Origin of the sequence: Thioalkalivibrio sp. ALE21, assembly GCF_003208255.1 — a bacterium.
GTDB classification, from domain to species: Bacteria; Pseudomonadota; Gammaproteobacteria; order Ectothiorhodospirales; family Ectothiorhodospiraceae; genus Thioalkalivibrio; species Thioalkalivibrio halophilus.
In genome coordinates, this window is the sequence record NZ_QKMA01000003.1 from 186,615 (window position 1) to 211,404 (window position 24,790).

General features: G+C 67.8%; 26 protein-coding genes. 15 read left to right on the forward strand and 11 right to left on the reverse strand.

Features of this window, described 5'->3' with window-relative positions; all coding sequences use genetic code 11:
- The first annotated feature begins 7 nt into the window (after positions 1-7).
- The 4 genes from D893_RS04100 to D893_RS04115 all read left to right on the forward strand — a co-directional run bounded on the left by D893_RS04100 (position 8) and on the right by D893_RS04115 (position 4,162).
- Positions 8-430 carry a F0F1 ATP synthase subunit epsilon gene (locus tag D893_RS04100; RefSeq protein ID WP_110619194.1) on the forward strand — a complete coding sequence of 141 codons (423 nt, stop codon included), beginning with the start codon at positions 8-10 and terminating at the stop codon, positions 428-430.
- A gap of 97 nt (positions 431-527) precedes the next feature.
- Positions 528-1,937, forward strand: a complete 1,410-nt coding sequence (gene glmU / locus D893_RS04105) for a bifunctional UDP-N-acetylglucosamine diphosphorylase/glucosamine-1-phosphate N-acetyltransferase GlmU (RefSeq protein ID WP_110619195.1) — start codon at positions 528-530, stop codon at positions 1,935-1,937.
- 3 nt (positions 1,938-1,940) lie between these two features.
- Positions 1,941-3,791 carry a glutamine--fructose-6-phosphate transaminase (isomerizing) gene (gene glmS, locus D893_RS04110; protein ID WP_018947237.1) on the forward strand — a complete coding sequence of 617 codons (1,851 nt, stop codon included), beginning with the start codon at positions 1,941-1,943 and terminating at the stop codon, positions 3,789-3,791.
- Between the two features lie 74 nt (positions 3,792-3,865).
- Positions 3,866-4,162 carry a hypothetical protein gene (locus D893_RS04115; protein ID WP_018947236.1) on the forward strand — a complete coding sequence of 99 codons (297 nt, stop codon included), beginning with the start codon at positions 3,866-3,868 and terminating at the stop codon, positions 4,160-4,162.
- A gap of 397 nt (positions 4,163-4,559) precedes the next feature.
- Here D893_RS04115 and D893_RS04120 read toward each other — a convergent pair whose 3' ends face one another.
- From D893_RS04120 to D893_RS04130, 3 genes are read right to left on the reverse strand one after another with little or no spacing between them, the layout of a single operon-like run.
- Positions 4,560-5,102 carry a DJ-1 family glyoxalase III gene (locus tag D893_RS04120; protein WP_110619196.1) on the reverse strand — a complete coding sequence of 181 codons (543 nt, stop codon included), beginning with the start codon at positions 5,100-5,102 and terminating at the stop codon, positions 4,560-4,562.
- Between the two features lie 14 nt (positions 5,103-5,116).
- Entirely contained in the window at positions 5,117-6,379 is a 1,263-nt protein-coding gene (locus D893_RS04125; RefSeq protein ID WP_110619197.1) for a S41 family peptidase, read from the reverse strand.
- A gap of 60 nt (positions 6,380-6,439) precedes the next feature.
- Positions 6,440-7,630, reverse strand: coding sequence for a peptidoglycan DD-metalloendopeptidase family protein (locus tag D893_RS04130; protein ID WP_110619198.1), 1,191 nt, complete (start codon positions 7,628-7,630; stop codon positions 6,440-6,442).
- A 105-nt stretch (positions 7,631-7,735) separates the two neighbouring features.
- On the opposite strand from D893_RS04130, the gene D893_RS04135 reads away from it, so the two are divergent.
- The 5 genes from D893_RS04135 to D893_RS04155 are packed head-to-tail and all read left to right on the forward strand — an operon-like array spanning position 7,736 to position 10,323.
- Positions 7,736-8,023, forward strand: coding sequence for a metalloregulator ArsR/SmtB family transcription factor (locus D893_RS04135; protein ID WP_051073636.1), 288 nt, complete (start codon positions 7,736-7,738; stop codon positions 8,021-8,023).
- Between the two features lie 19 nt (positions 8,024-8,042).
- Entirely contained in the window at positions 8,043-8,471 is a 429-nt protein-coding gene (locus D893_RS04140; protein WP_018868916.1) for a rhodanese-like domain-containing protein, read from the forward strand.
- A gap of 1 nt (position 8,472) precedes the next feature.
- Entirely contained in the window at positions 8,473-8,763 is a 291-nt protein-coding gene (gene grxC / locus D893_RS04145; protein WP_018868917.1) for a glutaredoxin 3, read from the forward strand.
- Positions 8,764-8,780: 17 nt separating this feature from the next.
- Positions 8,781-9,317 (forward strand): protein-export chaperone SecB, encoded by a 537-nt coding sequence (gene secB / locus D893_RS04150; protein WP_018868918.1) that lies wholly within the window; start codon positions 8,781-8,783, stop codon positions 9,315-9,317.
- Between the two features lie 13 nt (positions 9,318-9,330).
- Positions 9,331-10,323, forward strand: coding sequence for an NAD(P)H-dependent glycerol-3-phosphate dehydrogenase (locus D893_RS04155; RefSeq protein ID WP_019022530.1), 993 nt, complete (start codon positions 9,331-9,333; stop codon positions 10,321-10,323).
- A 9-nt stretch (positions 10,324-10,332) separates the two neighbouring features.
- Here the strand turns inward: D893_RS04155 and D893_RS04160 are convergent, their stop codons facing one another.
- Positions 10,333-10,797 carry a tRNA (cytidine(34)-2'-O)-methyltransferase gene (locus tag D893_RS04160; RefSeq protein WP_110619199.1) on the reverse strand — a complete coding sequence of 155 codons (465 nt, stop codon included), beginning with the start codon at positions 10,795-10,797 and terminating at the stop codon, positions 10,333-10,335.
- Between D893_RS04160 and D893_RS04165 the strand changes: the two genes are divergently transcribed.
- Positions 10,796-11,764 carry a dihydroorotate dehydrogenase gene (locus D893_RS04165; protein WP_018947230.1) on the forward strand — a complete coding sequence of 323 codons (969 nt, stop codon included), beginning with the start codon at positions 10,796-10,798 and terminating at the stop codon, positions 11,762-11,764. The genes D893_RS04160 and D893_RS04165 overlap by 2 nt on opposite strands.
- Positions 11,765-11,791: 27 nt before the next feature.
- On the opposite strand, the gene ntrC is transcribed toward D893_RS04165, so the two are convergent.
- From ntrC to D893_RS04195, 6 genes are all read right to left on the reverse strand, one after another.
- On the reverse strand, positions 11,792-13,246 hold the full coding sequence (gene ntrC, locus D893_RS04170; RefSeq protein WP_018947229.1) for a nitrogen regulation protein NR(I): 1,455 nt from the start codon (positions 13,244-13,246) through the stop codon (positions 11,792-11,794).
- Positions 13,243-14,349: a nitrogen regulation protein NR(II) gene (glnL, locus tag D893_RS04175; RefSeq protein ID WP_110619200.1), complete on the reverse strand. Its 1,107-nt coding sequence runs from the start codon at positions 14,347-14,349 to the stop codon at positions 13,243-13,245. Before glnL ends, ntrC begins: the two co-directional genes overlap by 4 nt.
- Positions 14,350-14,503: 154 nt before the next feature.
- Positions 14,504-14,881 (reverse strand): DUF4124 domain-containing protein, encoded by a 378-nt coding sequence (locus D893_RS04180; RefSeq protein WP_110619201.1) that lies wholly within the window; start codon positions 14,879-14,881, stop codon positions 14,504-14,506.
- A complete protein-coding gene (locus tag D893_RS04185; protein WP_110619202.1) occupies positions 14,860-15,648 on the reverse strand; it encodes a hypothetical protein in 789 nt (262 codons plus the stop codon). Before D893_RS04185 ends, D893_RS04180 begins: the two co-directional genes overlap by 22 nt.
- Positions 15,642-16,022, reverse strand: a complete 381-nt coding sequence (locus tag D893_RS04190; RefSeq protein WP_018947225.1) for a DUF2782 domain-containing protein — start codon at positions 16,020-16,022, stop codon at positions 15,642-15,644. Before D893_RS04190 ends, D893_RS04185 begins: the two co-directional genes overlap by 7 nt.
- Positions 16,022-16,747 carry a TIGR00730 family Rossman fold protein gene (locus D893_RS04195; protein ID WP_018947224.1) on the reverse strand — a complete coding sequence of 242 codons (726 nt, stop codon included), beginning with the start codon at positions 16,745-16,747 and terminating at the stop codon, positions 16,022-16,024. Before D893_RS04195 ends, D893_RS04190 begins: the two co-directional genes overlap by 1 nt.
- Positions 16,748-16,884: 137 nt before the next feature.
- Here D893_RS04195 and polA point away from each other — a divergent pair, with 137 nt between their 5' ends.
- From polA to D893_RS04210, 3 genes are read left to right on the forward strand one after another with little or no spacing between them, the layout of a single operon-like run.
- Positions 16,885-19,596: a DNA polymerase I gene (polA, locus tag D893_RS04200; RefSeq protein ID WP_110619251.1), complete on the forward strand. Its 2,712-nt coding sequence runs from the start codon at positions 16,885-16,887 to the stop codon at positions 19,594-19,596.
- 27 nt (positions 19,597-19,623) lie between these two features.
- Positions 19,624-20,130, forward strand: a complete 507-nt coding sequence (locus D893_RS04205) for a hypothetical protein (protein ID WP_110619203.1) — start codon at positions 19,624-19,626, stop codon at positions 20,128-20,130.
- Positions 20,131-20,160: 30 nt separating this feature from the next.
- Positions 20,161-20,796 carry an SCO family protein gene (locus D893_RS04210; RefSeq protein WP_110619204.1) on the forward strand — a complete coding sequence of 212 codons (636 nt, stop codon included), beginning with the start codon at positions 20,161-20,163 and terminating at the stop codon, positions 20,794-20,796.
- 208 nt (positions 20,797-21,004) lie between these two features.
- Here D893_RS04210 and yihA read toward each other — a convergent pair whose 3' ends face one another.
- Positions 21,005-21,646, reverse strand: coding sequence for a ribosome biogenesis GTP-binding protein YihA/YsxC (gene yihA, locus D893_RS04215; RefSeq protein WP_110619205.1), 642 nt, complete (start codon positions 21,644-21,646; stop codon positions 21,005-21,007).
- Between the two features lie 160 nt (positions 21,647-21,806).
- Between yihA and D893_RS04220 the strand changes: the two genes are divergently transcribed.
- Complete coding sequence (locus D893_RS04220; protein WP_018947219.1) at positions 21,807-22,430, forward strand: c-type cytochrome; 624 nt, start codon at positions 21,807-21,809, stop codon at positions 22,428-22,430.
- Positions 22,431-22,694: 264 nt separating this feature from the next.
- Complete coding sequence (locus tag D893_RS04225) at positions 22,695-24,788, forward strand: cytochrome c biogenesis protein ResB (RefSeq protein WP_026288995.1); 2,094 nt, start codon at positions 22,695-22,697, stop codon at positions 24,786-24,788.
- Positions 24,789-24,790: the final 2 nt, after the last annotated feature.

The window sequence follows — 24,790 nt, forward strand, 5'->3', positions numbered from 1 at the left end:
ACCTGTCATGCCAATGACAATGCATGTGGACGTGGTCAGTGCCGAGGAGTCGATCTACTCCGGCACGGCCGAGATGATCGCGGCCCCGGCCGAGGAAGGCGAGGTCGGCGTGTATGCCGGTCACCTGCAGATGCTCGTTCGTCTGAATCCCGGCGAACTGCGCATCCAGGAAAAGGAAGGGGCAGAGCCCCAGCCGGTGTTCGTCTCCGGGGGGGTGATGGAGGTGCAGCCGCGCCACGTCACGGTGCTCGCGGATACCGCGGTCCGTGCGAAGGACCTGGACGAGGCCGAGGCGCTCGAGGCCAAGAAGCGGGCGGAGGAAGCCCTGGCCGACAAGCAGGCCGACTTCGATTATGCCAAGGCGCAGGCCGAGCTTGTGGAAGCCGCGGCCCGGCTGCAGATGATCGAAAAGCTGCGTCGGCGCCGCTGAGGCGACGGACACGGCAGGGAAGCAGTGCAAGGCCGCCTGTTCTGGGCGGCCTTGTTGTTTGTGGCCCCGACCGGGCACTCGGGATGGAAGGTGAAACGTGGAAACACTGCATCTGATCATACTGGCGGCGGGCAAGGGGACGCGGATGCGTTCGCCCCTGCCGAAGGTGCTGCAACCGCTGGGTGGGCGCCCGATGCTTGCCCACGTGCTGGAACGGGCGGACGCGCTCCGCGCGGAAGCCAGGCATGTGGTGGTGAGTCACGGACGCCAGGCAGTGGAAGGTGAATTCGCGTCCCGACAGGACATCCACTGGGTGGATCAGGGACACCCTGGCGGGACCGGCCATGCGGTGGCCCGCGCCCTGGAGGCTGTTCCCGACGGGGCACGGGTCCTGGTGCTGTATGGCGACGTGCCGAGGATTCCGGTCGCAGATCTGGAGGGTTGTGCTCGCGCCCGTGAGAGTCTGGCGGTGCTCGGAACGCGGGTGGCCGATCCTCGAGGCTACGGGCGGCTGATCGAAGATGCGCAGGGCAACCTGGAGTGCATTGTCGAGGACAAGGAAGCCAGTGCGTCGGAAGCTGCCGTCACGCGGATTAATACGGGTGTGCTTGCCGGGGATGCGGTCGCGCTGAGGCGATGGCTGGGCGCATGCGCACCGGCGCCGGGTAGCGAACGCGAGTGGTACCTCACGGACGTGGTGGAAGTCGCTCGCGGCGAGGGTCAATCGGTGGCACTGGTCGACAGCGAGGATCCCGATGCCGTTCTGGGCGTGAATGACCGGGCCCAGCTTGCGGTGCAGGAACGTCTGCTCCAGAGGGATATCGCCGAAAAATACATGCGCGAGGGTCTGGCACTGGCCGACCCGGCCCGATTCGATTGCCGCGGTACGCTGCAGTTCGGGCAGGACTGCCGTCTGGACGTGAACGTGGTCCTGGAGGGCACGGTGGTCCTCGGGGACGACGTGAAAATCGGCCCCGGCTGCGTGCTGCGTGACTGTCGTATCGCCTCCGGCGCGCGGCTGCAGCCGTATACGGTGGTTGAGGGCGCGCGGCTCGGTGAGCGGGCCGAGGCGGGCCCGTTCGCGCGCCTGCGGCCGGGCGCCGATCTTGCCGAGGACGTTCGTGTCGGCAATTTCGTCGAGGTGAAGAACGCGCGCCTGGATTCGGGTGCGAAGGCCAACCATCTCGCCTATGTCGGGGATGCCCGTGTGGGTGCCGGCGCCAATCTGGGCGCCGGCACCATCACCTGCAATTACGACGGCGCCAACAAGCATCACACCGAGATTGGTGCGGATGCGTTCATCGGCTCGAATACGGCGCTTGTCGCACCGGTCACCATTGGTGCCGGGGCGACCGTGGGTGCGGGCTCCACCATCAGCCGTGATGTCCCGGACGGGGCCCTGGCGCTCACGCGGGCACCGGCACGAACCGTAGAGGGCTGGCAGCGTCCGGCCAGGCAGCCTGAGTCAGGCGCAGCCGGCCCCAATCCAACCAAAAGCGGGGACTGAACCATGTGCGGACTGGTTGCCGGAATCACCGAACGCAATATCGTCCCGCTGTTGATCGAAGGCCTCCATCGCCTGGAGTACCGCGGCTATGACTCCGCCGGCATTGCGGTCACCGGAGCCGGCGGAATCGACATGGTGCGGACCGAGGGCAAGGTGGCGGCGCTGGAAGATCGCGTCGCCCGGACCGGTATCCACGGTCACGCTGGCCTCGCCCACACCCGGTGGGCGACCCATGGTCGGCCGTCCGAGGTGAATGCCCACCCCCACCTGTCGCGCGACCGGCGTGTCGCCATCGCGCACAACGGCATCATCGAGAACCACGCGGCCCTGCGCGATGCGCTGGCCGACGATGGCTGGGCCTGTGCATCCGACACCGACAGCGAAGTCATCGCCCACCTGGTCGAACAGGCGCTGGAGGCGGGTCAGGAACCGGTGGCGGCAGTCCGGAGCACCTGCGCCCGGCTGCAGGGTGCATGGGCACTGGCGGTGAGTGTTTCCGACGCGCCCGATCGCATCATCGTCGCTCGCCACGGGTCCCCGCTCCTGCTCGGACTGGGAATCGGCGAAAATTTCGCCGCCTCGGACATGCAGGCCCTCCTTCCGGTCACCCAGCGGTTTATCGACCTGGAAGAAGGCGATATCGCTGTGCTCTACCGCGACCGGGTCGAGATCGAGGACGTGGCCGGACAGCCGGTCGTCCGCGAAGCTCGCGAAACCCGGTGCGAGGTGACGATCGCCGACCGCGGCGAATATCGCCATTTCATGCTCAAGGAAATCCACGAACAGCCCCGGGCACTGTACGACACGCTGGCGGGGCGTTTCGGGCACGATGGTGTTCTGCCCAATCTTCTGGGTCCGGACACCGACCGCCTGCTGCAGGAAGTGAGCTCGGTCCAGATCGTGGCCTGCGGCACGAGCTACCACGCGGGGATGGTCGCGCGGTACTGGATCGAGGATTATCTCGGCATGCCGGCACAGGTCGAGGTGGCGAGCGAATACCGTTATCGTCGGCATGTCGTGGCGCCGGGGACCCTGTTGCTGGTGCTGTCCCAGTCGGGAGAAACTGCTGATACTCTCGCGGTCCTGCGCCAGGCGCGGGAAGAGCCCTTCGCCGCGCGTCTCGCCATCTGCAATGTGCCCGAGAGCACCATGGCTCGTCTCGCCGATCTGGTCCTGATGACTCAGGCGGGCCCCGAAATCGGAGTGGCCTCAACCAAGGCCTTTACGACCCAGCTGGCCGCGCTGGCGGTGCTGGTGCTCCTGTTGGGCGATACGGCGCGGGCCGCCCGCCTTGCGGATGGTGATCGCCAGGACGGGATCCGGGCCCTGCAGTCCCTGCCCGCGATGGCGGAAGCCACCCTGCAGCTGGACGGCCGCCTGGCGCAGGTGGCGGAGCATCTCGTGGAACGCCACCACGCGCTGTTCCTGGGCCGCGGTGTGCACTATCCGATCGCCCTGGAAGGCGCCCTGAAGCTGAAGGAGATCTCCTACATCCATGCCGAGGCCTACCCGTCCGGCGAGCTCAAGCACGGTCCCCTGGCGCTCGTGGATGCCGAGATGCCGGTGATCGCGGTCGCGCCGGATGACGCCCAGCTGGAGAAGCTCGCCAGCAATCTCCAGGAGGTGCGTGCCCGGGGCGGCGAGCTCATCGTGATCGGGGAAGCGGCTGCTGCGCGTGCCCTGGGTTCGGATGACACCTGGATCGGGATGCCGCAGAGCGGTCCGCTGAATCCCTGGATCGCGCCGGTACTGTTCGCGATCCCGCTGCAGCTCCTCGCCTATCACACCGCGGTGCTCAAGGGCACGGACGTCGATCAGCCCCGCAATCTCGCCAAGTCCGTGACCGTGGAATAGCGTACATGGCTTGTATTGCCGCGCCGGCTTCGCTAGATTCCCCGGCGTCCTGAAAACCGTGACCGGAGTATCCGATGGATCAGCAACAGATCAATCAGCGCTGCGTCGAACTGTTCAACTCGCCGCGGGTGCAGACCAAGATGTGGAATCCGCGCATGTTTTGGGAGGTGGGGCGTCATCTGAACGTGACCTCCGACCAGCTGACCGATCCGAAGGTGGACGTGGCCGAGCTGGAAGTGATGCTGTCCGCCGCAGCCTACGAGCCGTCCCAGTGCGCGGATGAGGTCAACCAGCGTGAAGGCGGCCGTGCGGACTTCATCCGTCGCGCCGTGCAGTCCGGACAGCGGCCGTTCCTGCGTCGCGCCGACTGACGCGATTTCCGTGTTCGGCCTCCTTGCAGGAGGCGAGCCCCCGCGCCGTTCCGGCGCAGGCATTGGCCGAACGCAAAATCGGCCGGAGGGCCGGCCTCCTACCGGGGCCAGAGTTCCACCTGCCCGTAGGAGGCGAGCCCCTCGCCGACCCGGCGCAGGCGATTGGCCGGACGCAAAATCGGCCGGAGGGCCGGCCTCCTGCCGGGGCCAGGGTTCGACCTGCCCGTAGGAGGCGAGCCCCTCGCCGACCCGGCGCAGGCGATTGGCCGGACGCAAAATCGGCCGGAGGTCCGGCCTCCTGCCGGGGCCAGGGTTCGACCTCCCTGTAGGAGGCGAGCCCCCTCGCCGATTCGGCCCCCTCGCCGACCCGGCATCACGTCCGTTCCGGCGGTCCGCCTCAGGCCCGCAGGAGCGGACCCTCCACCGCTTCGCGGGTTTCGCGGCCCGCCAGTTCTTCGATCACCGCCAGGGCGAAATCCATCGCCACCCCGGGGCCACGTCCGGTAATCACGGTACCGTCGATCTCCACGGCCGCTCCGCTCGACTCCACTCCGGTGCCGTCGAGGGCGCCGGTAAAGCAGGTCGCCCGGCGATCCTGCAGCAACCCGGCCTGCGCCAGCACCTTGGGGGCCGCACAGATGGCCGCCACATGCCGGCCGGCCTCCGCCTGTTTCTGCAGTCGCGCGATCAGCCGCGGGTCATCGCGCAGGTGATTCGCGCCCGGCAGTCCCCCGGGAATGGCAATCAGATCGAAATCCTCGCCGAGCGCGGACTCGAGGTCGCTTTCCGGCTGGATCACCGTCGCGCGCGAGCAGGTGACCGGCCCGGCCTCCTGACCGGCCACCGTGACCTCGAACCCGGCCCGCCGGAACAGGTCGATCATGGTCACGGCCTCCAGCTCTTCCGAGCCAGAGGCCAGAGGTACGAGCACTCGCGTCATCGCGCTCCTCCCAGCTAGCGTCCGTTGTAGAAATTCAGGCCCTTGAGGAGATTGAGGGCCTCGTTAAGCCCGAAGTCGCGCTCGGCCAGGCTTTCTTCTTCCTCGTCTTCGACGTCTTCAGGCAGGTCGCGCCGCGCGGGTTCATCGTCTTCCGACCGCGACACCCGCAGTCTCTCGTCGAGCGCGATGTCCGGATTGATGCCTTCGTCCTGGATGGACCGGCCGTCCGGGGTGAAGTAGCGCGCGGTGGTCAGCTTGATCCCGGTCTGCTCGGACAGCGGCAGGATGGTCTGCACCGATCCCTTGCCGAAGCTGTTCTGTCCCATGATGATCGCGCGACCATGGTCCTGCAGGGCACCTGCGACGATCTCGGAAGCCGACGCCGAACCGCGGTTGACCAGCACCACCATCGGCACGCCATCGAGGACATCCCCCGGCGAGGCGTCATATTCGATCTGCGCCTCGTCCAGACGGCCCTCGGTGTAGACGATCCGTCCACCGTCCAGGAAGGCGTCGGACACGCCCACCGCGCCGTTGAGGATCCCGCCCGGGTTGTTGCGCAGGTCCAGGACCAGGCCCTTCAGCCCGTTGGCCTCCTTGAGCTCCTCGATCGCGCTGACCAGATCCCGCGCCGTGCGCGTCTGGAAGTTGCTGACGCGTACGTAGCCGTAGCCCTCTTCCAGCATCTCGGAGCGGACGGATTCCACCTGGATGATGTCGCGCGTGATGGTGATCTCCAGCGGCTGATCCTCGCCGTCGCGCACCACCGTCAGGGTGATGTCGGACCCCTGTTCGCCACGCATCCGGCTGACGGCATCCGACAGGGTCATGCCGCGCACCGAGTCACCGTCCAGACGCACGATGAGGTCACCCGCCTGGATGCCCGCACGATCCGCCGGCGTGTCGTCGATCGGAGCGATGACCTTCACGAAGCCGTCTTCCATCCCGACCTCGATCCCGAGGCCGCCGAACTCGCCCGAGGTTCCCGCTTCCATGTCACGGAAGTCGTCCTCGTCGAGGTAGGAAGAGTGCTCGTCGAGCCCCGTCAGCATGCCCTGAATGGCATTGTCCAGCAGTTCGCTGTCGTCGACTTCCTCGACGTAGTTGCGCTTGATGCGCATGTAAACGTCGGTAAAGCGCTGCAGGTCCTCGACCGGCAGTGCCGACAGACCGGCGGCATCGTCGCGCCCGGCGTACACGCCAACGGAGACGCTCAGCATGATGCCCAGAACGAGGCCGGTGAGCAGGCCGTAGCCGGAATGGAAAAGCTTGTTCATCAGAGTATCCCTTGTCCGAGGTCTTTCTGCGGTTATGCTCCGAATTCTAGCATTCCGCCCTTACTGTGACGGCCACCATGCCTGCGGGTTCAATGTCCGCCCCTCACGCCGCACTTCGAAGTACAGTCCCGGCGCGATGGCGGGGCTGCCTTCCCCGGCGCGTCCCACCGGCTCGCCTGCATCGGCCGATTCCCCCGGCCCGGCGAGGATGTCTTCGAGGTTGCCGTACAGCGTCAGATAACCGTCCCCGTGATCCAGGATCACCAGGAACCCGTAGCCCTGCATCCAGTCCGCATAGACCACGCGACCCTGATGCACTGCCCGCACCGGCGCGCCGGAGGGCGCCTCCAGTACTACCCCGTTCCACTGGCTGCGCAGACTGCCCCGGCGTTCGCTGCCGAAATCGCGGATGACCGGCGCATCCACCGGTCGCGGCAACTCCCCTTCCAGATCCGCGAACGGGACATCCGGATTGACTGCGCGGGACCGAGGGGCTGCCTCCTCGCCCGATTCTTTTTCGCGGCTGGTGGCACGGCGTTGTTCTTCGATCTCCGCGATCACGCGATCCAGGGTCTCGGCGTTGCGTTCGAGGCGTTCCAGTTCGAGCGCCTCGTCTTCCATGGCCGCCTCGAGTTCCTCCAGTGCCGCCCGGCGGGCGGCGTCCTGGCGCTCCAGCTCGGCCATGGCTTCGCGGGTTTCCGTCTCGCGGCGAGCCAGCCGGTCGCGTTCCTTCGCCAGACCGGCCCGGGCCGTCTGCAGCTCCTCGATCCGTTCATGCAGGCCCGCCAGGGCCCGTTCCCGAGCTTGCTGAATGGCGGCGGCGTAAACGGGGTGGTGCCGCTGGCCGTCTTCCGTGGGCCGATCACCCTGCCCATGGCGCGCCTGCAGCCACTGGTCGTGTACCAGTCGGGCCGCGTCGCGTCGCTGCTCGTGCAGCCGTTCCTCGCGCCGGGCCACGCGGGCCTCGTGCTCGGCTATCACCTCCTCCTGGGCCTCGCGGCGGCGTTTCAGTTCATCCAGACGCTCGCGTTGTTCACCTGCGCCCCGTGCGGATGCGGCGATCCGGTCTTCCAGGTCGTCGACCGCCTCGCGGCGTTCCTCCAGCGAGCGTTCGACGTCCCGGATGGCCTCCAGGGTCTTTTCCAGCTCCGCCTCGGGTTCCAGCGCCGTGGCCGGCACGGCAACCAGCATGCCCGCCAGCAGCAGGCCAACCCATGAAAACGACAGGGACAAGATTGCGTGAATCCGCATATCGGGGTACGTTTGCGTTCTAATATTCTCACCCAGTGGCAGGGGTCATGCCCCTCCGAACGAGAGGCTGCCGTGAGCGACGAACCGTGCATCGAAGACGAACTGATGTCGCAGGACGAGGATATCGAGAGGGCCTCGCGCTCGCTCAAGGCCATGTCCCATCCGCTGCGGCTCAAGATCCTGTGCATTCTGGGCGACCGGGAGGTCAGCGTACAGGAAATCGTGGATCAGGTCGGGACCTCGCAGAGCAATATTTCCCAGCACCTCGGAATCCTGCGTGACAAGGGCATCCTGGCCACGCGCAAGGACGCCAATCGGGTCTATTACCGCGTGGGGGACTCCCGCACCCTGCGCCTGATCGGTATGATGCAGGACGTCTTCTGCCGTTCCTGAATCCCGACCGGTCTCCCGCATGCTTGAACGACTGCCCGAATTCCTTGCCAACAACCCGATTCTGACAGGCGCCCTGATCGCGGTGCTTGCCCTGATCATCTACGCCGAGTTCCGGCGCCTGACGCGCAAGTACCGCGAGCTGGCGCCCACCGAAGCGGTGCGCGTAATGAACCAGGATGATGCCCTGGTGCTGGATGTGCGCGAGCACAACGAGGTCTCCGGCGGCCGCATCGGTGGCGCGAAGCATATCCCCCTCGGCGAACTGAAAAAGCGCATGCAGGACATCGAGGCGTGGAAGTCCAGCCCCGTGGTGGTCTATTGCCGTAGCGGTAACCGGTCCTCCATGGCTGCGAACCAGCTGACGGCGGCCGGCTTCGAGGACGTGGTCAATCTTTCCGGTGGCATCCAGGCATGGGAAAATGCGGGCATGCCGCTGAAGAAGAAGTGACATGCGCTTCGAGGTCTACTCTACCGGGCACTGCCCGTTCTGCATCCTCGCCCGCCGCCTGCTGAACCAGCGCGACCTCGGCTTCGACGAATACCGCATCGACCGGGACTCCGGGCTGCGCCACGAGATGGAACAGCGGGCGGACGGACGCACCAGCGTCCCGCAGATCTTCCTGGGGGACACCCATATCGGCGGCTACGATGAACTCCAGGCCATGGAACGGTCCGGCGAGCTGGACCGCCTGATCGAGGCCTGCGGGGGCGTGGACGCCGGCGATTCCACGAACACCTGAAAGGATCCGAACGCACCATGGCTGAAGAAAACCAGACCGACGCGGCCGCACAGGGCGGCCAGGGCTCCGACGGCCCCGAATTCTCCATGCAGAAGGTCTTCATCAAGGACCTGTCCTTCGAGGCCCCCGGCGCCCCGGAGATCTTCCTCAAGGAATGGAAGGGCGAGACCGGCATCCAGCTCAACACCCAGGCGCGCCCGGTGGGCGAGCAGGAAGGGGTCTACGAGGTCGAGCTGGGCCTGACGGTCACCACCGAATCCAACGGCGAGACCGGCTACCTGGTCGAGATCAAGCAGGCCGGGGTGTTCATCGTGCGCGGTTTCTCCGAGGAGCAACGCAATCAGCTGCTGGGCGCCTACTGCCCCAATGCGCTGTTCCCCTTCGCCCGCGAGACGGTTGCCGACCTGGTCCTGAAGGGCGGATTCCCGCAGCTGCTGCTGCAGCCGGTCAACTTCGACGCGCTGTATGCCAAGCACCTGAAGGAACAGCAGGAAGGTTCGGGTCAGGGCCAGGGAGGCAACGGCGCCGCCGTCACGGCCAGCGAAAACCCCTGAGCCGGCCCGGCGCATGCGCATCGCGGTACTGGGGGCCGGTTCCTGGGGGACCGCCCTGGCGGTGCATGCCGCACGCCTGCACGACGACGTGCGGCTGTGGGGGCGTTCGGCTGAGACCGCCGAGCGCCTCCAGCGCGAACGCGAGAATCCCCGCTATCTCCCGGGCCTGACCTTCCCGCGCAACCTGCGGGTGACCGCCGCGTCGGAGGTCGTCGACGGCGTCGACCTGGTGCTGGTGGTCGTGCCTTCGGGCGCCTTCCGCGAGACCCTGCGCTGGCTGCGGCCCCGGCTGGAACCGGGGCAGGTCGTGGCCTGGGCCACCAAGGGGCTGGAAACCGGGACCGGTGCCTGGCTGCACGAGGTGGCCGAGGCGGAACTCGGCCCCGGACAGCCGGCGGCTCTGATCTCCGGGCCTTCGTTCGCCGCCGAGGTCGCGCGCGGTCAGCCCACTGCCCTCACCGCCGCCTCGGCCGACCCGGAGCGCCGGCGACGTCTGGCCGATGCCTTCCACGGCGGTTCCATGCGCATCTACGGCAACCCCGACGTGATCGGCGTGGAGCTGGGCGGGGCGTTCAAGAACGTCCTCGCGGTGGCCTCCGGTATCGCCGACGGGGCCGGGTTCGGCGCCAACGCCCGCGCCGCGCTGCTGACCCGCGGGCTGGCCGAGTTGCAGCGCCTGGGCGAGGCCCTGGGGGCGCGGCCGCAGACCCTGACCGGGCTGTCCGGCCTCGGCGATCTGCTGCTCACCTGCACCGACGACCAGTCGCGCAACCGCCGCGTCGGTCTTTTGCTGGGCCAGGGTTACGACCTGGCGACCGCGCGCGAGCGGGTGGGCCAGTCGGTGGAAGGGGTCGAGACCGCGCGCGTGGCGGTGGAACGCGCGCATGCCGCCGGCGTGGAGATGCCGATCTGCGAGGAGGTGCACGCGGTGCTCTACCGTGGCCGGCGGGTGCACGACGCGGTGCGGCGCCTGCTGGAGCGCGACCCGGTCGCCGAGAATATCTGACCCATCGGCTCATTCGCCGCCGGCGAAGTCCAGCTGGCGCCAGGCCTCGTAGATCACCGCCGCGACCGAATTGCCGAGATTGAGGCTGCGGCTGCCGGGCTGCATCGGCAGCCGCAGGCGCCGCTCCTCCGGGATCGCGTCCAGTTCCTGCTGCGGCAGGCCGCGGCTCTCGGGGCCGAACAGGAAGGCATCGCCCGCGGCGAACGCCGGGTTATCGAAGCGGCTGCTCCCGCGCGTGGTGATCGCGAACACCCGCCGCGGGGCCACGGATTCCCGCCAGGCGGCCAGGCTGTCATACTCGCGGACCCGGGCCCATTCCCGGTAATCCAGCCCCGCGCGGCGCAGCCGGCTCTCGTCCAGGCTGAAGCCCAGCGGGTGGATCAGATGCAGGGCCGCCCCGGTGTTGGCGGCCAGACGAATGACGTTCCCGGTGTTCGGCGGGATCTCGGGCTGATACAGGACGATGTGAAACATGAGCGAAGCGCGCGACGATTCGCGGCTCTCCCTGGAATTCTGCGGGCTGCATTTCAACACGCCTCTGGTGCTGCTGTCCGGCTGTGTCGGCTTCGGCGAGGAATATACCCGGGTGGCCGGCTTTTCCAACCGCGATGCCGGCGCGGTGTGCCTCAAGGGCACTACGGGGGCCGCCCGGCCCGGCAACCCCCCGCACCGGGTGTACGAGACCCCGGAGGGCATGCTCAACGCCATCGGCCTGCAGAATCCCGGGGTCGAACAGGTGGTCGGCGGGATCCTGCCGGGGCTGGATTACGACGAGACGCGCTTCATCGCCAACGTCTCCGGCTCCACCATCGAGGAATACATCGCGGTCACCCGGGCCTTCGACGATTCCCCGGTGGACGCGATCGAGATCAACATCTCCTGCCCCAACGTGAAGGAAGGCGGGGTCGCCTTCGGCAATGATCCGGACATGTCCGCGCGGGTGGTCGAGGCCTGCCGTTCGGTCACGCAGAAGCCCCTGATTACCAAGCTCTCGCCCAACCAGACCGACATCGCCGAGAACGCCCGGCGCTGCATCGAGGCGGGCACCGACGGCTTTGCCGTGATCAACACCCTGATGGGCATGGCGGTGGATGCCGAGAGCGGCCGCGCGGTGATCGGCAACAACCAGGGCGGGTTGTCGGGCCCGGCGATCAAGCCGGTGGCGCTGCTGAAGGTCCACCAGGTCCACCAGGTGGCCAGGGCCCATGGCATCCCGATCATCGGCCAGGGCGGGGTCACCCGCGCCGAGGATGCCCTGGAGTTCCTGCTCGCGGGGGCCAGCACCGTGGGCGTGGGCACCGGGCTGTTCTACGATCCGCTGTGCCTGCCGAAGATCCTCGCCGGCATCAACGACTACATGGACCGCCACGGGATCGGCCACGTGAGCGAGCTGACCGGGCGGCTGCAGCTGAACGAGGGGTTCTCCGGCTGCGGCGCCTGACGCGCCGGCAGCGGCCGGGCCCGCCGGTTACGGTCGCTCCTCGTTCATACCCAGCTCCTGGATCTTGCGCGTCAGCGTGTTGCGGCCCCAGCCCAGCAGGGCCGCGGCCTGCTGGCGGTGTCCGCCCGAGGCCCGCAGCGCCTCGCGGATCAGCGTGCGTTCCATCGCCGGCTGCAGGCTTCCCAGCACGTCCCGGTCGCCACGTTCCCAGTGCTCGCGGGCCACGCGCGCCAGTTCATCGGTCCACTCCCGGGGTTCGACCGGCACGGTCCGGGCCGGTCCCGGTTGCGGCGTATCCGTGGACCGGGGCGCGTCATCGCGGCGCAGTTCCGCCGGCAGGTCGTCCAGGTGCACCTCGCGTCCGGAGGCCATCACCGTCAGCCAGCGACAGGTGTTTTCCAGCTGGCGCACATTGCCCGGCCATGGCAGGCGCTGCATCTCCGCGACCACCTCGGGGCGCATCACCTTGGGCTCCACGCCCAGCTCGGTGGCGACCTCGCTCATGAAATGATTCACCAGCAGCGGGATGTCTTCCGGCCGCTCGCGCAGCGACGGCACATGGATGCGGATCACGTTGAGGCGGTGGAACAGGTCCTCGCGGAACTGACCCGCGCGCACTCGCTCCTCCAGGTCCTGGTGGGTCGCGGCGATGATGCGCACGTCGGTATGGATGGGGGTATGCCCGCCCACCCGGTAGAAGGTCCCGTCGGCCAGCACCCGCAGCAGGCGGGTCTGCAGGTCGAACGGCATGTCGCCGATCTCGTCGAGGAACAGGGTCCCGCCGTCGGCCTGCTCGAAGCGGCCCTTGCGCGTCTGGCTGGCGCCGGTAAAGGCCCCCCGCTCGTGGCCGAACAGCTCGCTCTCGAGCAGGTCCTTGGGGATGGCCGCGGTGTTCAGGGCGATCAGCGGCTGCCCCGCCCGCGGACTGTGCTGATGCAGCGCGCGTGCGACCAGCTCCTTGCCGGTGCCCGATTCGCCGTTGATCAGCACCGTGATGTTGGAGCGTGACAGGCGGCCGATGGCGCGGAACATCTCCTGCATCGCCGGCGCCTCGCCGATGATCGGGGTTTCCTCGGCGCTGCCCTCGTCGGGCGTTGCGGCCGCCAGGCTGTCACGGCGAGCCTCCAGGGCACGCTGAACCAGGGCCACCGCCTCGTCCACGTCGAACGGCTTGGGCAGGTATTCGAACGCCCCGGTCTGGTAGGCGCCCACCGCGCTCTCCAGATCGGAGAATGCGGTCATGATGATCACCGGCGGCGCGTCACCCCGGCTCTGCATGCGCGCCAGGAAATCGAGCCCGTTGAGCCCCGGCATGCGAATGTCGGCGACGATGGTGTCCGGGGTGTCTTCCGTCTCCAGGGCCGCCCATGCCGCGTCGGCGGACTCGAACCCGCGCACCGCGATATCGGATCGGCTCAGGGCGCGTTCCAGCACCCAGCGGATGGAATCGTCGTCGTCGATGATCCAGACCGTCGGAGTCATGCCTCGGGGCTCTCGCTGGCGGGCGGTCCGGCCACGGGCAGGAGGATGTCGAAGCGCGTGGAGCCGGGCCGTGAATGGCATTCGATCAGGCCGTCATGCAGCTGCACCAGGCTCTGCGCGATCGGCAGCCCCAGGCCGGTGCCACTGGCGCGACCGGTGATCATGGGAAAGAAGATCCGTTCGCGGACCTCCTCGGGGATTCCGGGGCCATTGTCGCGCACGCTCAGGCGCGCCACCAGCCGGTGCCGTTTGCCGGAAACGGTGTACTGGCGCAGGATGCGCGAGCTCAGCACGATCTCGCCCTCGTCACCCAGAGCCTGCAGCGCGTTCTGCACCAGATTGAGCAGCGCCTGTACCAGCATGTCGCGATCCGCTTTGATCTCCGGGATCGACGGGTCGTAGTCGCCGCGGATCTTCACGCCCAGCGGCAGCTGCACACTGATCAGGCCGCGCACGTGCTCGAGGATCTCGTGCAGGTTGACCGATGTCCGTTGCGGCATGTTGTTGGGGCCGAGCATGCGGTCCACCAGGGCACGCAGGCGGTCGGCCTCGTGGATGATGATGCGCGTGTATTCGCGCAGGTCGGGATCATCCAGTTCCCCGGCCAGCAGCTGCGCGGCACCGCGCAGGCCGCCCAGCGGGTTCTTGATCTCGTGCGCCAGCCCGCGCGTGACTGCGCGCGAGATGGCCTGCTGCTTCTGTAGCTGCTCCTCGCGCGAGATCCGTTCGTGGCGGTCGATGGCGCTGAGCTCGAACAGCAGCCGCCCGGGTTCGTCGCCCTCGCCCTGCAGCGGGGTGATGATCACATCGGCGAGGAAGCTCTCCGCGCGCAGGGGTTCCATCTGGCGCGCCCGCAGGGTGATCGGCTGGTCCTGGACCAGCGCGCTGCGCAGGCGTGTGGACAGGTTGCGGTCCAGATGCAGCCAGTGGCCGAGCGGGTGCCCGAGGATGCGTTCGCGGCTGAGTCCCAGAAGGACCTCGGCGGAACCGTTCATGGCCTGCAGTCGCAGTTCTCCGTCGGTGACCATGACGGCCGTGGACAGGTCGTCCCACCACGGAGGGGTGGGCAGCGGAGGGGACGGACGGGGCGTATGCGGGCTCATCATCCGGCTTTAAGCATGAAGCGCGCCAGCATGGTCACGGGGGGCCGGGGCGCTTCGTCCGGGGGCATTGCGCGGGCATGCGCCGATAAGGTGCAGTCATTGCCCCATTATAAGGCATTCCGTGCATTATTGTGGTGCGACGTTCGCGGGCGGTTCAGAAATCCACCAGTTCCACGGGCACCGGGACGTCCTCGATCGAAGTTTCGTCTTCTTCGTCGGCCTCTTCGTCCGCGGCCGCGTCTTCCTCCGGATCGTCGTCCGTCGGGTCTTCTCCCGGCCGCCGGATCGGACGTTCGAGGATCTCGCGGGCATTCTCCAGGGGGACGGCGCCCATCGGCTCCTGAACCTCGATGCGTTCGCTGCGCCCGTCGCCCGGCGCCTCGTCGGAGAAATGCACCACACCGTCTTCATCCACCCAGCGGTGGACCTCGGTGGAGGCCAGAACGCCGATGCCCGGCGCCCCGGCGATGGCCAGGGCCAAAAGCCCCGCGAGGGAGGCCCGCGGGGTCATCAGGCGGCGGGCCTTACCCATACCGACTGCACCCGGGTGCCGGCGTCCTGCAGGCCGGCCAGGCGCGGATCGGGGCCCGCGGGTGCGCGGCCGGCCTCGATGCGTTCCAGCCAGTCGTCGAGCGCGGCCATGCGCAGCAGGGTCGGGGCGGCGCCGCGTTCGATCGCGCTCAGCGGGCGCTCCTGGTGATAGCCGCCCAGCAGGGCCCGGTAACGTTCGCGGTCCAGTTCGCCCGCCTCGTTCACGCTCACCGCAAGTGCGATGCGCGCCAGCTGCCAGAACGCCGGCACGGGGGCCGGCGGGATCGTCAGATCCGCCAGTCCGGTGTGCTCGCCGTGCCGCCTGACCGAGTGCCAGAAGCTGCCGGCCACCGGCAGGTCCTCGAACCGGTACAGCCCCTGATGATGCAGCTCCCGGTTCAGTTGTTCGCGCGCCTGTTCGTCCAGGGTTGAGCTCAGGTCTTCGGTGCGTTCGCGCAGCTGCTGCTGCAGCACGCCGCGGCGCCAGACGCTGTCCTGCGGCAGGACCTCCGCCGGATGCCAGGCCTGCCAGCGGGCGGCGAGGCGGCCCAGCGCCTCCGGCGTGCCGGGACCACTGGCGATCGCCCCGGGCTCCGCGGCGTTGCCGCGCTCCAGGGTCCAGCGCGCGCGATCCCCGTCGAGCTGCGGGGCATCGCCGGCGGCGGGCAGCCCCACGGGCGCGCCGGCCGCCCGGGCGGCGGCAAAGGCCGCTTCCAGCGCCGCGGCACCCGCGGCCGGAAGTTCCACGGTCGACTGTGTGCTTACCATTCCAGGATCCTCCAGCGAGGCGGGGTGAAATCGGGGGAAAGGTCGTCACGGCGCCGCAGGTCGCCTTCCCCGGTGACATCCACCAGGTAGTAGGTGGGTCCGGCGGCGGGGTTGACCTCAACGATCACCAGGTCGCCGTCCACGCGGTATTCGCGCCGGGTCTCGCCGTCGCGCTCCATGATGATGACGTCGGCTTCCTCCAGCTCCTGCAGCTGGCGGGCGCGCTCGTCCAGTACCGGAGGCGGGGCGGCCTCGTCGGGCATGTCGGGCGGTGGCGGGGCGTCCTCGAAGTCCTGGGCCGCCAGCGGCCCGGCGGCGAGAAAAAGGCCCAGCAGGGCAGCGGCCAGCGCCGTGGCGCGGGTGCTCGTCATCATCAGAGCTCCATCAGTCGTTGTTTCTCTTCCGCCGAGGGCTCGAAGCTGCGGGCCTCGTAGTACTCGAAGATCACGTCCACGACCTCCTCGGGGGTGTCCACCACCGAGTATAGATTGAGGTCCTCGGCATCGATGGTGCCATGGGTGACCAGCGCGTCCTCGAACCACTGCAGCAGGCCTTCCCAGAACTTGCTGCCCACCAGCACCACCGGGATGCGGCGGGTCTTGCCGGTCTGCACCAGGGTCAGGATCTCGGCCAGCTCGTCCAGCGTGCCGAAGCCGCCCGGCAGCACCACGTAGGCGGAGGCGTACTTGACGAACATCACCTTGCGCGAAAAGAAGTGCCGGAACCCCAGCCCGATGTCCTGGTACGGGTTGGCGTGCTGTTCGTGCGGCAGCTGGATGTTGAGCCCGATGCTGGGCGAGTGACCGGCAAACGCCCCCTTGTTGGCCGCCTCCATGATGCCCGGCCCGCCGCCACTGACGACCGCGAAACCCGCGTCCGACAGCTGGCGCGAGATCTGCTCCGCGAGCAGATAATCCGGGTGGTCCGACGGGATGCGTGCCGACCCGAACACGCTGACCGAGGGCTTGATGTGCGCCAGGCGTTCGAAGCCCTCCACGAACTCCGCCATGATCTGGAAGATCTTCCAGCTCTCGCGGGTCAGCGAGGAATCGTCGATGGGCCGCAGCCCGGGGTGTTCCGCTCGATCTTGATCGTTCATCGGGGCGCATTCTTTGCACTCTGGGGCGCCTAGACTAACCGTGGCCCGACGGGCGTACAAATCGCGCCGGCGTTGCTCGGGCCGGGCCCCGCAGCCTGCTAGAATGCTTCCCTCGCAAGCCCAGCCGGATCCGCATGATGTCGCAAGCCCCGCTCGTCCTGGTCGACGGTTCCTCCTACCTGTTCCGGGCCTACCACGCCCTGCCCCCGCTGACCGCCCCCGACGGCCACCCCACCGGGGCGCTCTACGGCGTGGCCAACATGCTGCGCAAGCTGCGCGCGGACTATGCCCCCGAGCGCATGGGGGTGGTGTTCGACGCGAAGGGGCCCACCTTCCGCGACGAGATCTACCCTGAATACAAGGCCACCCGGCCGCCGATGCCGGAGGAGCTGGCGGCGCAGATCGAGCCGCTGCACGAGCTGGTGCAGCTGATGGGCTTCCCGCTGCTGTGCGTGGAAGGGGTGGAGGCGGATGACGTGATCGCCACCCTGGCCGACCGTGCCGCGGCCTCCGGGCAGGAGGTGGTCATCTCCACCGGCGACAAGGACCTGGCGCAGCTGGTGGATGGCCACGTGACCCTGGTCAACACCATGAGCGGGACGGTGCTGGATCCCGCCGGGGTGCGCGAGAAGTTCGGCGTGGAGCCGGGGCAGATCGTCGACTACCTCGCGCTGATGGGCGACAGCGTGGACAACATCCCGGGGGTCGAGAAGGTCGGGCCCAAGACCGCGGCCAAATGGATCGCGAAGTACGGCGACCTCGACACCATCCTCGAGCGGGCCGACGAGATCGGCGGCAAGATCGGCGAGAATCTGCGCGCCGCGGCCGATCGCCTGCCGACCTCGCGCGAGCTGATCACCGTGCGCCGGGATGTCGATCTCCCGCTGGGCCCCGACGACCTCGAGCTGCGCGAGCCCGATTCGCAGCAGCTGCTGGAGCGGGTGCGCCACCACGGGTTCTCCCGCTGGCGGGCGGAGCTGGAAGGCGGCGACGCCGGGGGCGATGCCTCCGGTAACGGCGGTGATGCCGATCCGGGGCAGGCGGCGCAATATCACACCGTGCGGGACGAGGCGGCATTCACGGAGCTGCTGGAACGCCTGCAGGGCGCCGCGCGGGTCGGGTTTGACACCGAGACCAGCAGCCTGGAGGCAATGCGGGCCGAGCTGATCGGCATGTCCTTCGCGTTCGAGGCGGGTACCGCGTACTACTTGCCGCTGGCCCACAGCGGTCCGGATGCCGATCCGCAGCTCCCGCGCGAGGCGACCCTGGAGCGCCTGCGGCCGTGGCTGGAATCGGCCGAACACGGCAAGCTCGGCCATAACCTCAAGTACGACCGCAACGTGCTGGGCAACCATGGCATCGTGCTGCGCGGCATCGTCGATGACACCATGCTGCAGTCGTTCTGCCTCGACGCCGGCGCCAACCGGCACGACCTGGATTCCCTGGCCGAGCGCCATCTGGATCACCGCACCACGAAATACGAAGACGTGGCCGGCAAGGGGGCGAAACAGATCCCGTTCGCCGAGGTGGACGTCGGCATCGCCACCGATTATGCCGGCGAGGACGCGGACATCTGCCTGCGTCTGGACGCCCTGTTCCGGCCGCGCCTGAACGAGGCCGAGGGCCCGGCCTTCGTCTACCGCGAGATCGAGATGCCGCTGGTGCCGGTGCTCGCGGACATCGAGCGCGCCGGCGTGAAGGTGGACCCGGACCTGCTCGGCGAGCAGAGCCAGGAGCTGCTGAGCGAGATGGAGCGCATCGAGCGCGAGGCCTTCGACGAGGCCGGTACCGAGTTCAATCTCGGCTCGCCCAAGCAGATCCAGGAGATCCTGTTCGAGCGCCTGGGCCTGCCGGTGCTGCGGCGCACGCCCAAGGGCCAGCCCTCCACCGCCGAGGACGTGCTGGAGCAGATGGCGGACGACTACGCCCTGCCCCGGCTGATCCTGGAGCACCGTGGCCTGTCCAAGCTGCGCAGTACCTATACCGAGACCCTGCCGCGGCGTATCCACCCGGAGACCGGGCGGGTGCATACCTCGTATCACCAGGCCGGCGCGGCCACCGGGCGCCTGTCGTCCTCCGAGCCCAACCTGCAGAACATTCCGGTGCGCACCGAGGCCGGCCGGCGCATCCGCCGGGCGTTCATTGCCGAGCCGGGGTACCGCCTGCTGGCGGCCGACTATTCGCAGATCGAGCTGCGGATCATGGCCCATCTGTCGCAGGACGCCGGCCTGCTGCAGGCCTTCGCCGACGGTCTGGATATCCACCGCGCGACCGCGGCGGAGGTGTTCGGCGCCGACCCGGACGCGGTCACCGGCGAGCAGCGCCGCGCGGCCAAGGCGATCAACTTCGGTCTGATCTACGGCATGTCGGCCTGGGGCCTGGCGCGCAACCTGGGCATCGAGCAGGCCGAGGCGCGGGAGTACATCGACCGCTATTTCCACCGCTATCCCGGCGTGCACGCCTACATGGAGCGGGCGCGCGAACGCGGGCGCGAGCAGGGCTATGTGGAAACCCTGTTCGGGCGCCGGCTCTACCTGCCCGAGATCAACAGCCGCAACGGGGCCCGCCGGCAGCAGGCCGAACGCGTGGCAATCAATGCCCCGATGCAGGGCACCGCGGCCGACATCATCAAGCGTGCGATGGTGCGCATGGCGCAGGACCTGGACGGCAACGGGCTCGATGCCCGCATGATCATGCAGGTGCACGACGAACTGGTGTTCGAGGTTGCCGAGGGTGCGGTGGAGACCCTGGGCGAGCGGGCCCGCCGCGCGATGGGCGGGGCGGCCGAGCTGGATGTCGAGCTGCTGGTGGACATCGGCGTCGGAGATAACTGGGATGATGCCCACTGAGGCCCCTGTCGGAGCCGGAGGCTGAGCATGGGGGATCTCGAATCACTGGCCCGCGGGTTCAACCGCGCGGCCCCGTGGCTGGTCGCGGGCCTGCTGCTGGCGGCCGGCTGGGTGGCGGCGGACCGCTACCTGGCCGGCGGTGACGGCAGCGACAATGTCGTGGTGGTGACCCCGGAGATCTGCGATCTCAATGAAGGGGCCTGTACCGCGCAGCACCCGGAGGGCGGCGAGATGACCCTCGAGATCACCCCGCGCCCGGTGCCCATGCTGCAGGAGCTGGAGCTGCATCTGCGGCATGTCGGGCACGATGGCAGCGACCCCGAGTGGATCGAGCTGGATTTTGCCGGGGTCGAGATGTACATGGGCTTCCAGCGCCCGCGCCTGGAACGCGTGGGCCCGGGTGAATACGCCGGCACCACCACCCTGCCGATCTGCACCACCGAGGCGATGACCTGGGCGGCGACCGTGCTGCCGGAAGGCGACGGCGACGCCGCGCGGGTACAGTATCGCTTCGTCACCGCCCGCGACCACTGACGTACTGGCTTCCACCGAGGATTGCGCGCGATGTCCCGACTTCCCTTTACCACCCTGCTGTGGGCCCTGGCCGCTGTCGCCGCGGCCGCGCTGTTGCTGTATGTCTGGCTCGTCCCGGGGCCCCCCCCAGCCGGCGAGGCCACCACTCACGAAGACATCCCGGTGGCCGACCGGGTGACCGGCGGCCCGTTCCAGCTGCCGGTCTCCACCGAGGGGGAGGCCTTCGATCTGCGCGATCTGGAGGGACAGTATGTGTGGCTCTATTTCGGCTACACCTCCTGCCCGGATGCCTGCCCGGTCAGTCTCGGATGGATCCGGATGGCGCTGGAGCAGCTCCCCGAATCGCTGGAGGACCGGGTCAGCGCGGTGTTTGTCAGCGTGGATCCCGAGCGTGACGACCGCGAGCACCTGGCGGAGTACACCGACCATTTCCATCCCCGGATCCAGGCGGCCACTGGCCCGCACGAGGCGCTGGAGCCGGCGGTGGAGCAGTACGGGGTGTTCTACGAGAAGACCGACAGCCAGTCCGCGATGGGCTACGTGATCGATCACAGCTCGTCCACCTACCTGGTGGGGCCGGAGGGCGATCTGCTGGAAATCCATCCGCACGGGACTTCGGCGGATGAACTGGTGGCGACCCTGCAGGCCCGCGCGGAACGCGAGTGAGCCCCGCGGTTTCGCACGGCTTCGCGGGTTGTGACGAGTTTCCGTCCGGAACAGGAACGGCCGGGAACTTCACTGCCGGTGATGCGTCATAAAAGGTGAGCGCCATGGCCCGGCGCTCCCCGCTTCTCTCCCTGAGCGGGAAGACCTCGCCTCCCCCTGTCGAGGTCGCTGGTGCCCCGATCCTCCTCCCCGGGATCGGGGCACTTTTTTATGGGCCCTGTTCGGCCCCTCCGTCCCCGTCCTCGGCGTTTTCTTCCTCCAGCCATTCCGCCAGCAGTCCGCGCAGGTCGTCGACGCCCTGGTTCTTGAGCGCGGAGAAGGTCTGCAGCGAAGCCTCGATGCCGGCCTCTTCCAGACGTGCGTGGGTGGCGTGCAGCTGGCGTTCGGCTTCCTGTCGCGAGATCTTGTCGGCCTTGGTCAGCACGCAATGCAGCCGCCGGTTGGCGCCGGTCCATTCGAGCATCTGCCAGTCCAGGTCGGTCAGCGGCCGGCGGATGTCCATGATCAGGACCAGGCCCGCCAGACACCGGCGATGGCGCAGGTAGCCGCCCAGCAGGCGATCCCAGTGCTCGCGCTGTTTCGCGGAGACCTTCGCGTAGCCGTAGCCGGGCAGGTCGATCAGGCGCCAGTCCTCCGCCGGCGGCAGCGTAAAGATGTTGATTTCCTGGGTGCGACCCGGAGTGCGTCCCACCCGTGCGAGGGCCTTGCGCCCGCACAGGCCGTTGAGCGCGCTGGACTTGCCGGCGTTGGAGCGCCCGGCGAAGGCGATCTCGATCCCCTGGTCCGCGGGGAGCTGGTCGAGGCGGGAGACACCCCGGGAGAAGGCGGTTTCACGAAAACGAGGTTGCATGATCGAAATCATCCTGAGCTGAGCGGGACAGTGGGAAACTTTTGTGGGTTCCCTGGCGTTGTGCTATAAACTGCGCCCCAGATTTTGATCGCCCTTCTACACGGGGCACAAGGAACGGGTCGAGGCCCGGCACGCATATACAAGCAGGAGATTCTCCACCATGAACCACAAGCTTTCCGCTCTCTTTGCTGCCCTGTCCGTCTCCCTGATGCTCCCGCTTTCGGCGGCCCAGGCGGGCGATCCCCAGCGCGGTCAGGAACTCTCGCAGTCCTGCGCCGCCTGCCACCAGGCCGACGGCAACAGCACCAATCCCGAGTGGCCCAAGCTGGCCGGGCAGCACCCGAAGTACACGGCCAAGCAGCTGCGCGACTTCCAGGAAGGCGAACTCCGCCACGATAACCTGATGGCCGGAGAGGTCGCCGACCTCAGCGAGCAGGACATGAAGGACCTGGCGGCCTATTACGCCGAGCAGAGCATCACCACCGAGACCGCCGACGAGGACGTGGTCGCCCGCGGCGAGCAGATCTATCGCGGTGGCATCCCGTCGGAAGGCGTGGCCGCCTGCATCGCCTGCCACGGCGCCCAGGGCCAGGGCAATCCGGAGGCCATGTTCCCCAAGGTCGCCGGTCAGCACGCGACCTACAGCCTGGACCAGCTCCAGCAGTTCCGTGACGGCGAACGTCGCAACGACAACGGCCAGATGATGCGCGGCATCGTCGGCAACATGTCGGACGAAGACATGGAGGCCGTGGCCCAGTACATGGCCGGCCTCCAGCCGAACTGAGCACGGTACGTACGGCCCGGGTGCGCAGGCGTGCTCCGGGTTCGTCCGGTTTACGAGGGGGCGGCCGTGGCCGCCCCCTCGTCGTTTCGGGGTCCGGAAAATGCACGGGCGGGAACCCGGACACCGGAATGAAGTCGGAAGGCGGGGCGTCTGTTCCCGCGCCCTCCACGCAGCGCCGGAACCCAGCGTCCGTGCGGAATGTCGTGGAAATTGAATTTCCGACCGCGTCCCGACACATTCGGGGCGATTAACGCAGGTTTGAACATGGCAGAATCCCATCAGCCCTCAGGGGCCTCCGAACGCAGCAACCGGACGGGCTCCGAGTCCTCGTCTCGCCGTCAGGCCCGGACCCCGCGCCGCAGCCGGATCATCGTCGAATTCCTGGGGTCGATGAACCTCGCGATCACCCTGCTGGTGGCCCTGGCCATCGCCTCGGTGATCGGCACCGTGCTGGTGCAGAACGAGCCGTACACCGAATACCTGATCCAGTTCGGACCCTTCTGGCACGAGATCTTCGCCGGGATGGGGCTCTACCAGGTCTATTCGGCGACCTGGTTCCTGCTGGTGGTGACCTTCCTGGTGGTTTCCACCGCCTTCTGTGTCTACCGCCAGACGCCGGGCATCCTCAAGGACCTGCGCCGCTACAACCTGCAGGTGAAGGAAAAGTCCCTGCGTTCCTTCCCGGCCAGCTCCACCGGGGATCTGGGGCAGTCGCAGGAGGATTTCCTCGCCCATGCCCGCCGGGTGCTGAAGGCCCAGGGTTTCCGGGCGCGCGAAAAGACGCGAGACGGCGAGACGGTGGTCGCCGCGATGAAGGGGCGCTGGAACCGCCTCGGCTACATGCTGACGCACGTGGGGATCGTGGTGATCTGCGTGGGCGCGCTGCTCGACGGCCAGTTCCTGCTCAAGGTCAACGAGTGGATGGGCAACGTCGAGATCGAGACCCGCTCCATCCCCGAATCGCAGGTGCCCGAGATCTCGCGCGTCCCGGTGAGCAACCCGTCGTTCCGCGGCAGCGTGGAGATCCCCGAAGGGGCCTCGGCCAACGTGGTCTTCCTGCCGGTGCGCGAGGGGTATCTGGTGCAGGATCTGCCGTTCCGGGTCGAGCTGGAGGAGTTCCGGATCCAGCGCTTCTCCACCGGCGCGGAACAGTCCTACGAGAGCGATCTGGTCATCCATGATCCGGAACGCGACGAACCCTACCGCGCCACCATCAGCGTCAACGACCCGCTGATCTACGATGGCTATGCGATCTACCAGTCCAGTTTTGCCGACGGCGGTACGCGTCTCGAAATGGAGGCGATCCCGCTCGGCGCAGGCGCCCTGCGCGGGGTGGATTTCCCGGGCCGGATCTTTGACGAGATGGATATTCCGGCCCCGGGAGGGGAGGAGCTGACGATCGAGTTCATCGACTTTTCCCTGGTGAACACCCAGCGCCTGCTCAACGAGGAGGGCGAGGAAGAAAACGTGTTCCTCGGTCCGCGCGTGGATTTCCGCCTGGTGGACCGCACCGGCGCGGGGCTTTATTACCGCAACTACCAGAATCCGATCCCGCAGGAAGGGGCGAAATATTTCCTCAGCGGTGTCCGCGAGAGTCCGGCCGAGGAATTTTCCTACCTGTTCATCCCGGCGGACGCGGATGACTCCCTGGATCGTTTCCGCACGTATCTGACCATGCTTCACGATGACGAGGTCCGCATGGCCGTCGCGCAGCAGGCCGCGCGGGGTTCGGAGGACATGATGGGCGGAGAAGAAGGGCGCCAGGCGATCGCGCGCACCGTCAGCATGCTCATGCAGACCTTCGCCGAAGGCGGTTACCCCGCGGTGGATGCCGAGATCGAGCAGCGGATCCCCGAAGGCCAGCGCGAGCAGCTCGGCGGCCTGCTGTTCCAGGTCCTGAACTCCGGGCTCCAGGGCCTGTACATGGAGGTCCTGGAGGAAGAAGGCGTGGTGGCGATCACCGAGGAGGAACAGCGCTGGCTGGAAGACGCCGTCTCGGCGATCAATGCCCTCAACTTCTACGGTTCGCCCTATTTCTTCCGCCTGGATGACTTCGACCATCGCGAGGCCTCGGGCCTGCAGATCGCGAAGGCGCCGGGCGAAAGCACGGTGTACACCGGCAGCCTGATGCTGATCATCGGGATCTTCCTGATGTTCTACGTGTCCTATCAGCGTCTGTGGATCGTGGCCCGTCCGAACGCGGACGGCAGCGGCACCCACGTGGTGATGGCGGGCACCAGCAACCGCCACCGGGTGGAATTCGAGAAGCGCTTCGCGCATCTTAAACGGTGGATCATCGAGCAGAAGAACGTTGGCGACGATGAATCGCCGGATTCTGCAACCAACAAGAACGACTAAGT

Excerpts from the sequence above, each read along its gene's own strand:
- D893_RS04120 (WP_110619196.1), bottom strand. The coding sequence starts at position 5,102 with ATGACGCGAGTGCTCGTACCTCTGGCCTCTGGCTCGGAAGAGCTGGAG.
- D893_RS04185 (WP_110619202.1), bottom strand. The coding sequence starts at position 15,648 with ATGGTAAGCACACAGTCGACCGTGGAACTTCCGGCCGCGGGTGCCGCG.
- D893_RS04135 (WP_051073636.1), top strand. The coding sequence starts at position 7,736 with ATGTCGCAGGACGAGGATATCGAGAGGGCCTCGCGCTCGCTCAAGGCC.
- D893_RS04220 (WP_018947219.1), top strand. The coding sequence starts at position 21,807 with ATGAACCACAAGCTTTCCGCTCTCTTTGCTGCCCTGTCCGTCTCCCTG.
- D893_RS04115 (WP_018947236.1), top strand. The coding sequence starts at position 3,866 with ATGGATCAGCAACAGATCAATCAGCGCTGCGTCGAACTGTTCAACTCG.
- D893_RS04125 (WP_110619197.1), bottom strand. The coding sequence starts at position 6,379 with ATGAACAAGCTTTTCCATTCCGGCTACGGCCTGCTCACCGGCCTCGTT.
- D893_RS04210 (WP_110619204.1), top strand. The coding sequence starts at position 20,161 with ATGTCCCGACTTCCCTTTACCACCCTGCTGTGGGCCCTGGCCGCTGTC.
- D893_RS04180 (WP_110619201.1), bottom strand. The coding sequence starts at position 14,881 with ATGGGTAAGGCCCGCCGCCTGATGACCCCGCGGGCCTCCCTCGCGGGG.
- D893_RS04165 (WP_018947230.1), top strand. The coding sequence starts at position 10,796 with ATGAGCGAAGCGCGCGACGATTCGCGGCTCTCCCTGGAATTCTGCGGG.
- D893_RS04155 (WP_019022530.1), top strand. The coding sequence starts at position 9,331 with ATGCGCATCGCGGTACTGGGGGCCGGTTCCTGGGGGACCGCCCTGGCG.
- yihA (WP_110619205.1), bottom strand. The coding sequence starts at position 21,646 with ATGCAACCTCGTTTTCGTGAAACCGCCTTCTCCCGGGGTGTCTCCCGC.
- D893_RS04160 (WP_110619199.1), bottom strand. The coding sequence starts at position 10,797 with ATGTTTCACATCGTCCTGTATCAGCCCGAGATCCCGCCGAACACCGGG.
- secB (WP_018868918.1), top strand. The coding sequence starts at position 8,781 with ATGGCTGAAGAAAACCAGACCGACGCGGCCGCACAGGGCGGCCAGGGC.
- D893_RS04190 (WP_018947225.1), bottom strand. The coding sequence starts at position 16,022 with ATGATGACGAGCACCCGCGCCACGGCGCTGGCCGCTGCCCTGCTGGGC.
- D893_RS04195 (WP_018947224.1), bottom strand. The coding sequence starts at position 16,747 with ATGAACGATCAAGATCGAGCGGAACACCCCGGGCTGCGGCCCATCGAC.
- D893_RS04130 (WP_110619198.1), bottom strand. The coding sequence starts at position 7,630 with ATGCGGATTCACGCAATCTTGTCCCTGTCGTTTTCATGGGTTGGCCTG.
- polA (WP_110619251.1), top strand. The coding sequence starts at position 16,885 with ATGTCGCAAGCCCCGCTCGTCCTGGTCGACGGTTCCTCCTACCTGTTC.
- D893_RS04100 (WP_110619194.1), top strand. The coding sequence starts at position 8 with ATGCCAATGACAATGCATGTGGACGTGGTCAGTGCCGAGGAGTCGATC.
- ntrC (WP_018947229.1), bottom strand. The coding sequence starts at position 13,246 with ATGACTCCGACGGTCTGGATCATCGACGACGACGATTCCATCCGCTGG.
- grxC (WP_018868917.1), top strand. The coding sequence starts at position 8,473 with ATGCGCTTCGAGGTCTACTCTACCGGGCACTGCCCGTTCTGCATCCTC.
- glnL (WP_110619200.1), bottom strand. The coding sequence starts at position 14,349 with ATGAGCCCGCATACGCCCCGTCCGTCCCCTCCGCTGCCCACCCCTCCG.
- glmS (WP_018947237.1), top strand. The coding sequence starts at position 1,941 with ATGTGCGGACTGGTTGCCGGAATCACCGAACGCAATATCGTCCCGCTG.
- D893_RS04205 (WP_110619203.1), top strand. The coding sequence starts at position 19,624 with ATGGGGGATCTCGAATCACTGGCCCGCGGGTTCAACCGCGCGGCCCCG.
- D893_RS04140 (WP_018868916.1), top strand. The coding sequence starts at position 8,043 with ATGCTTGAACGACTGCCCGAATTCCTTGCCAACAACCCGATTCTGACA.
- D893_RS04225 (WP_026288995.1), top strand. The coding sequence starts at position 22,695 with ATGGCAGAATCCCATCAGCCCTCAGGGGCCTCCGAACGCAGCAACCGG.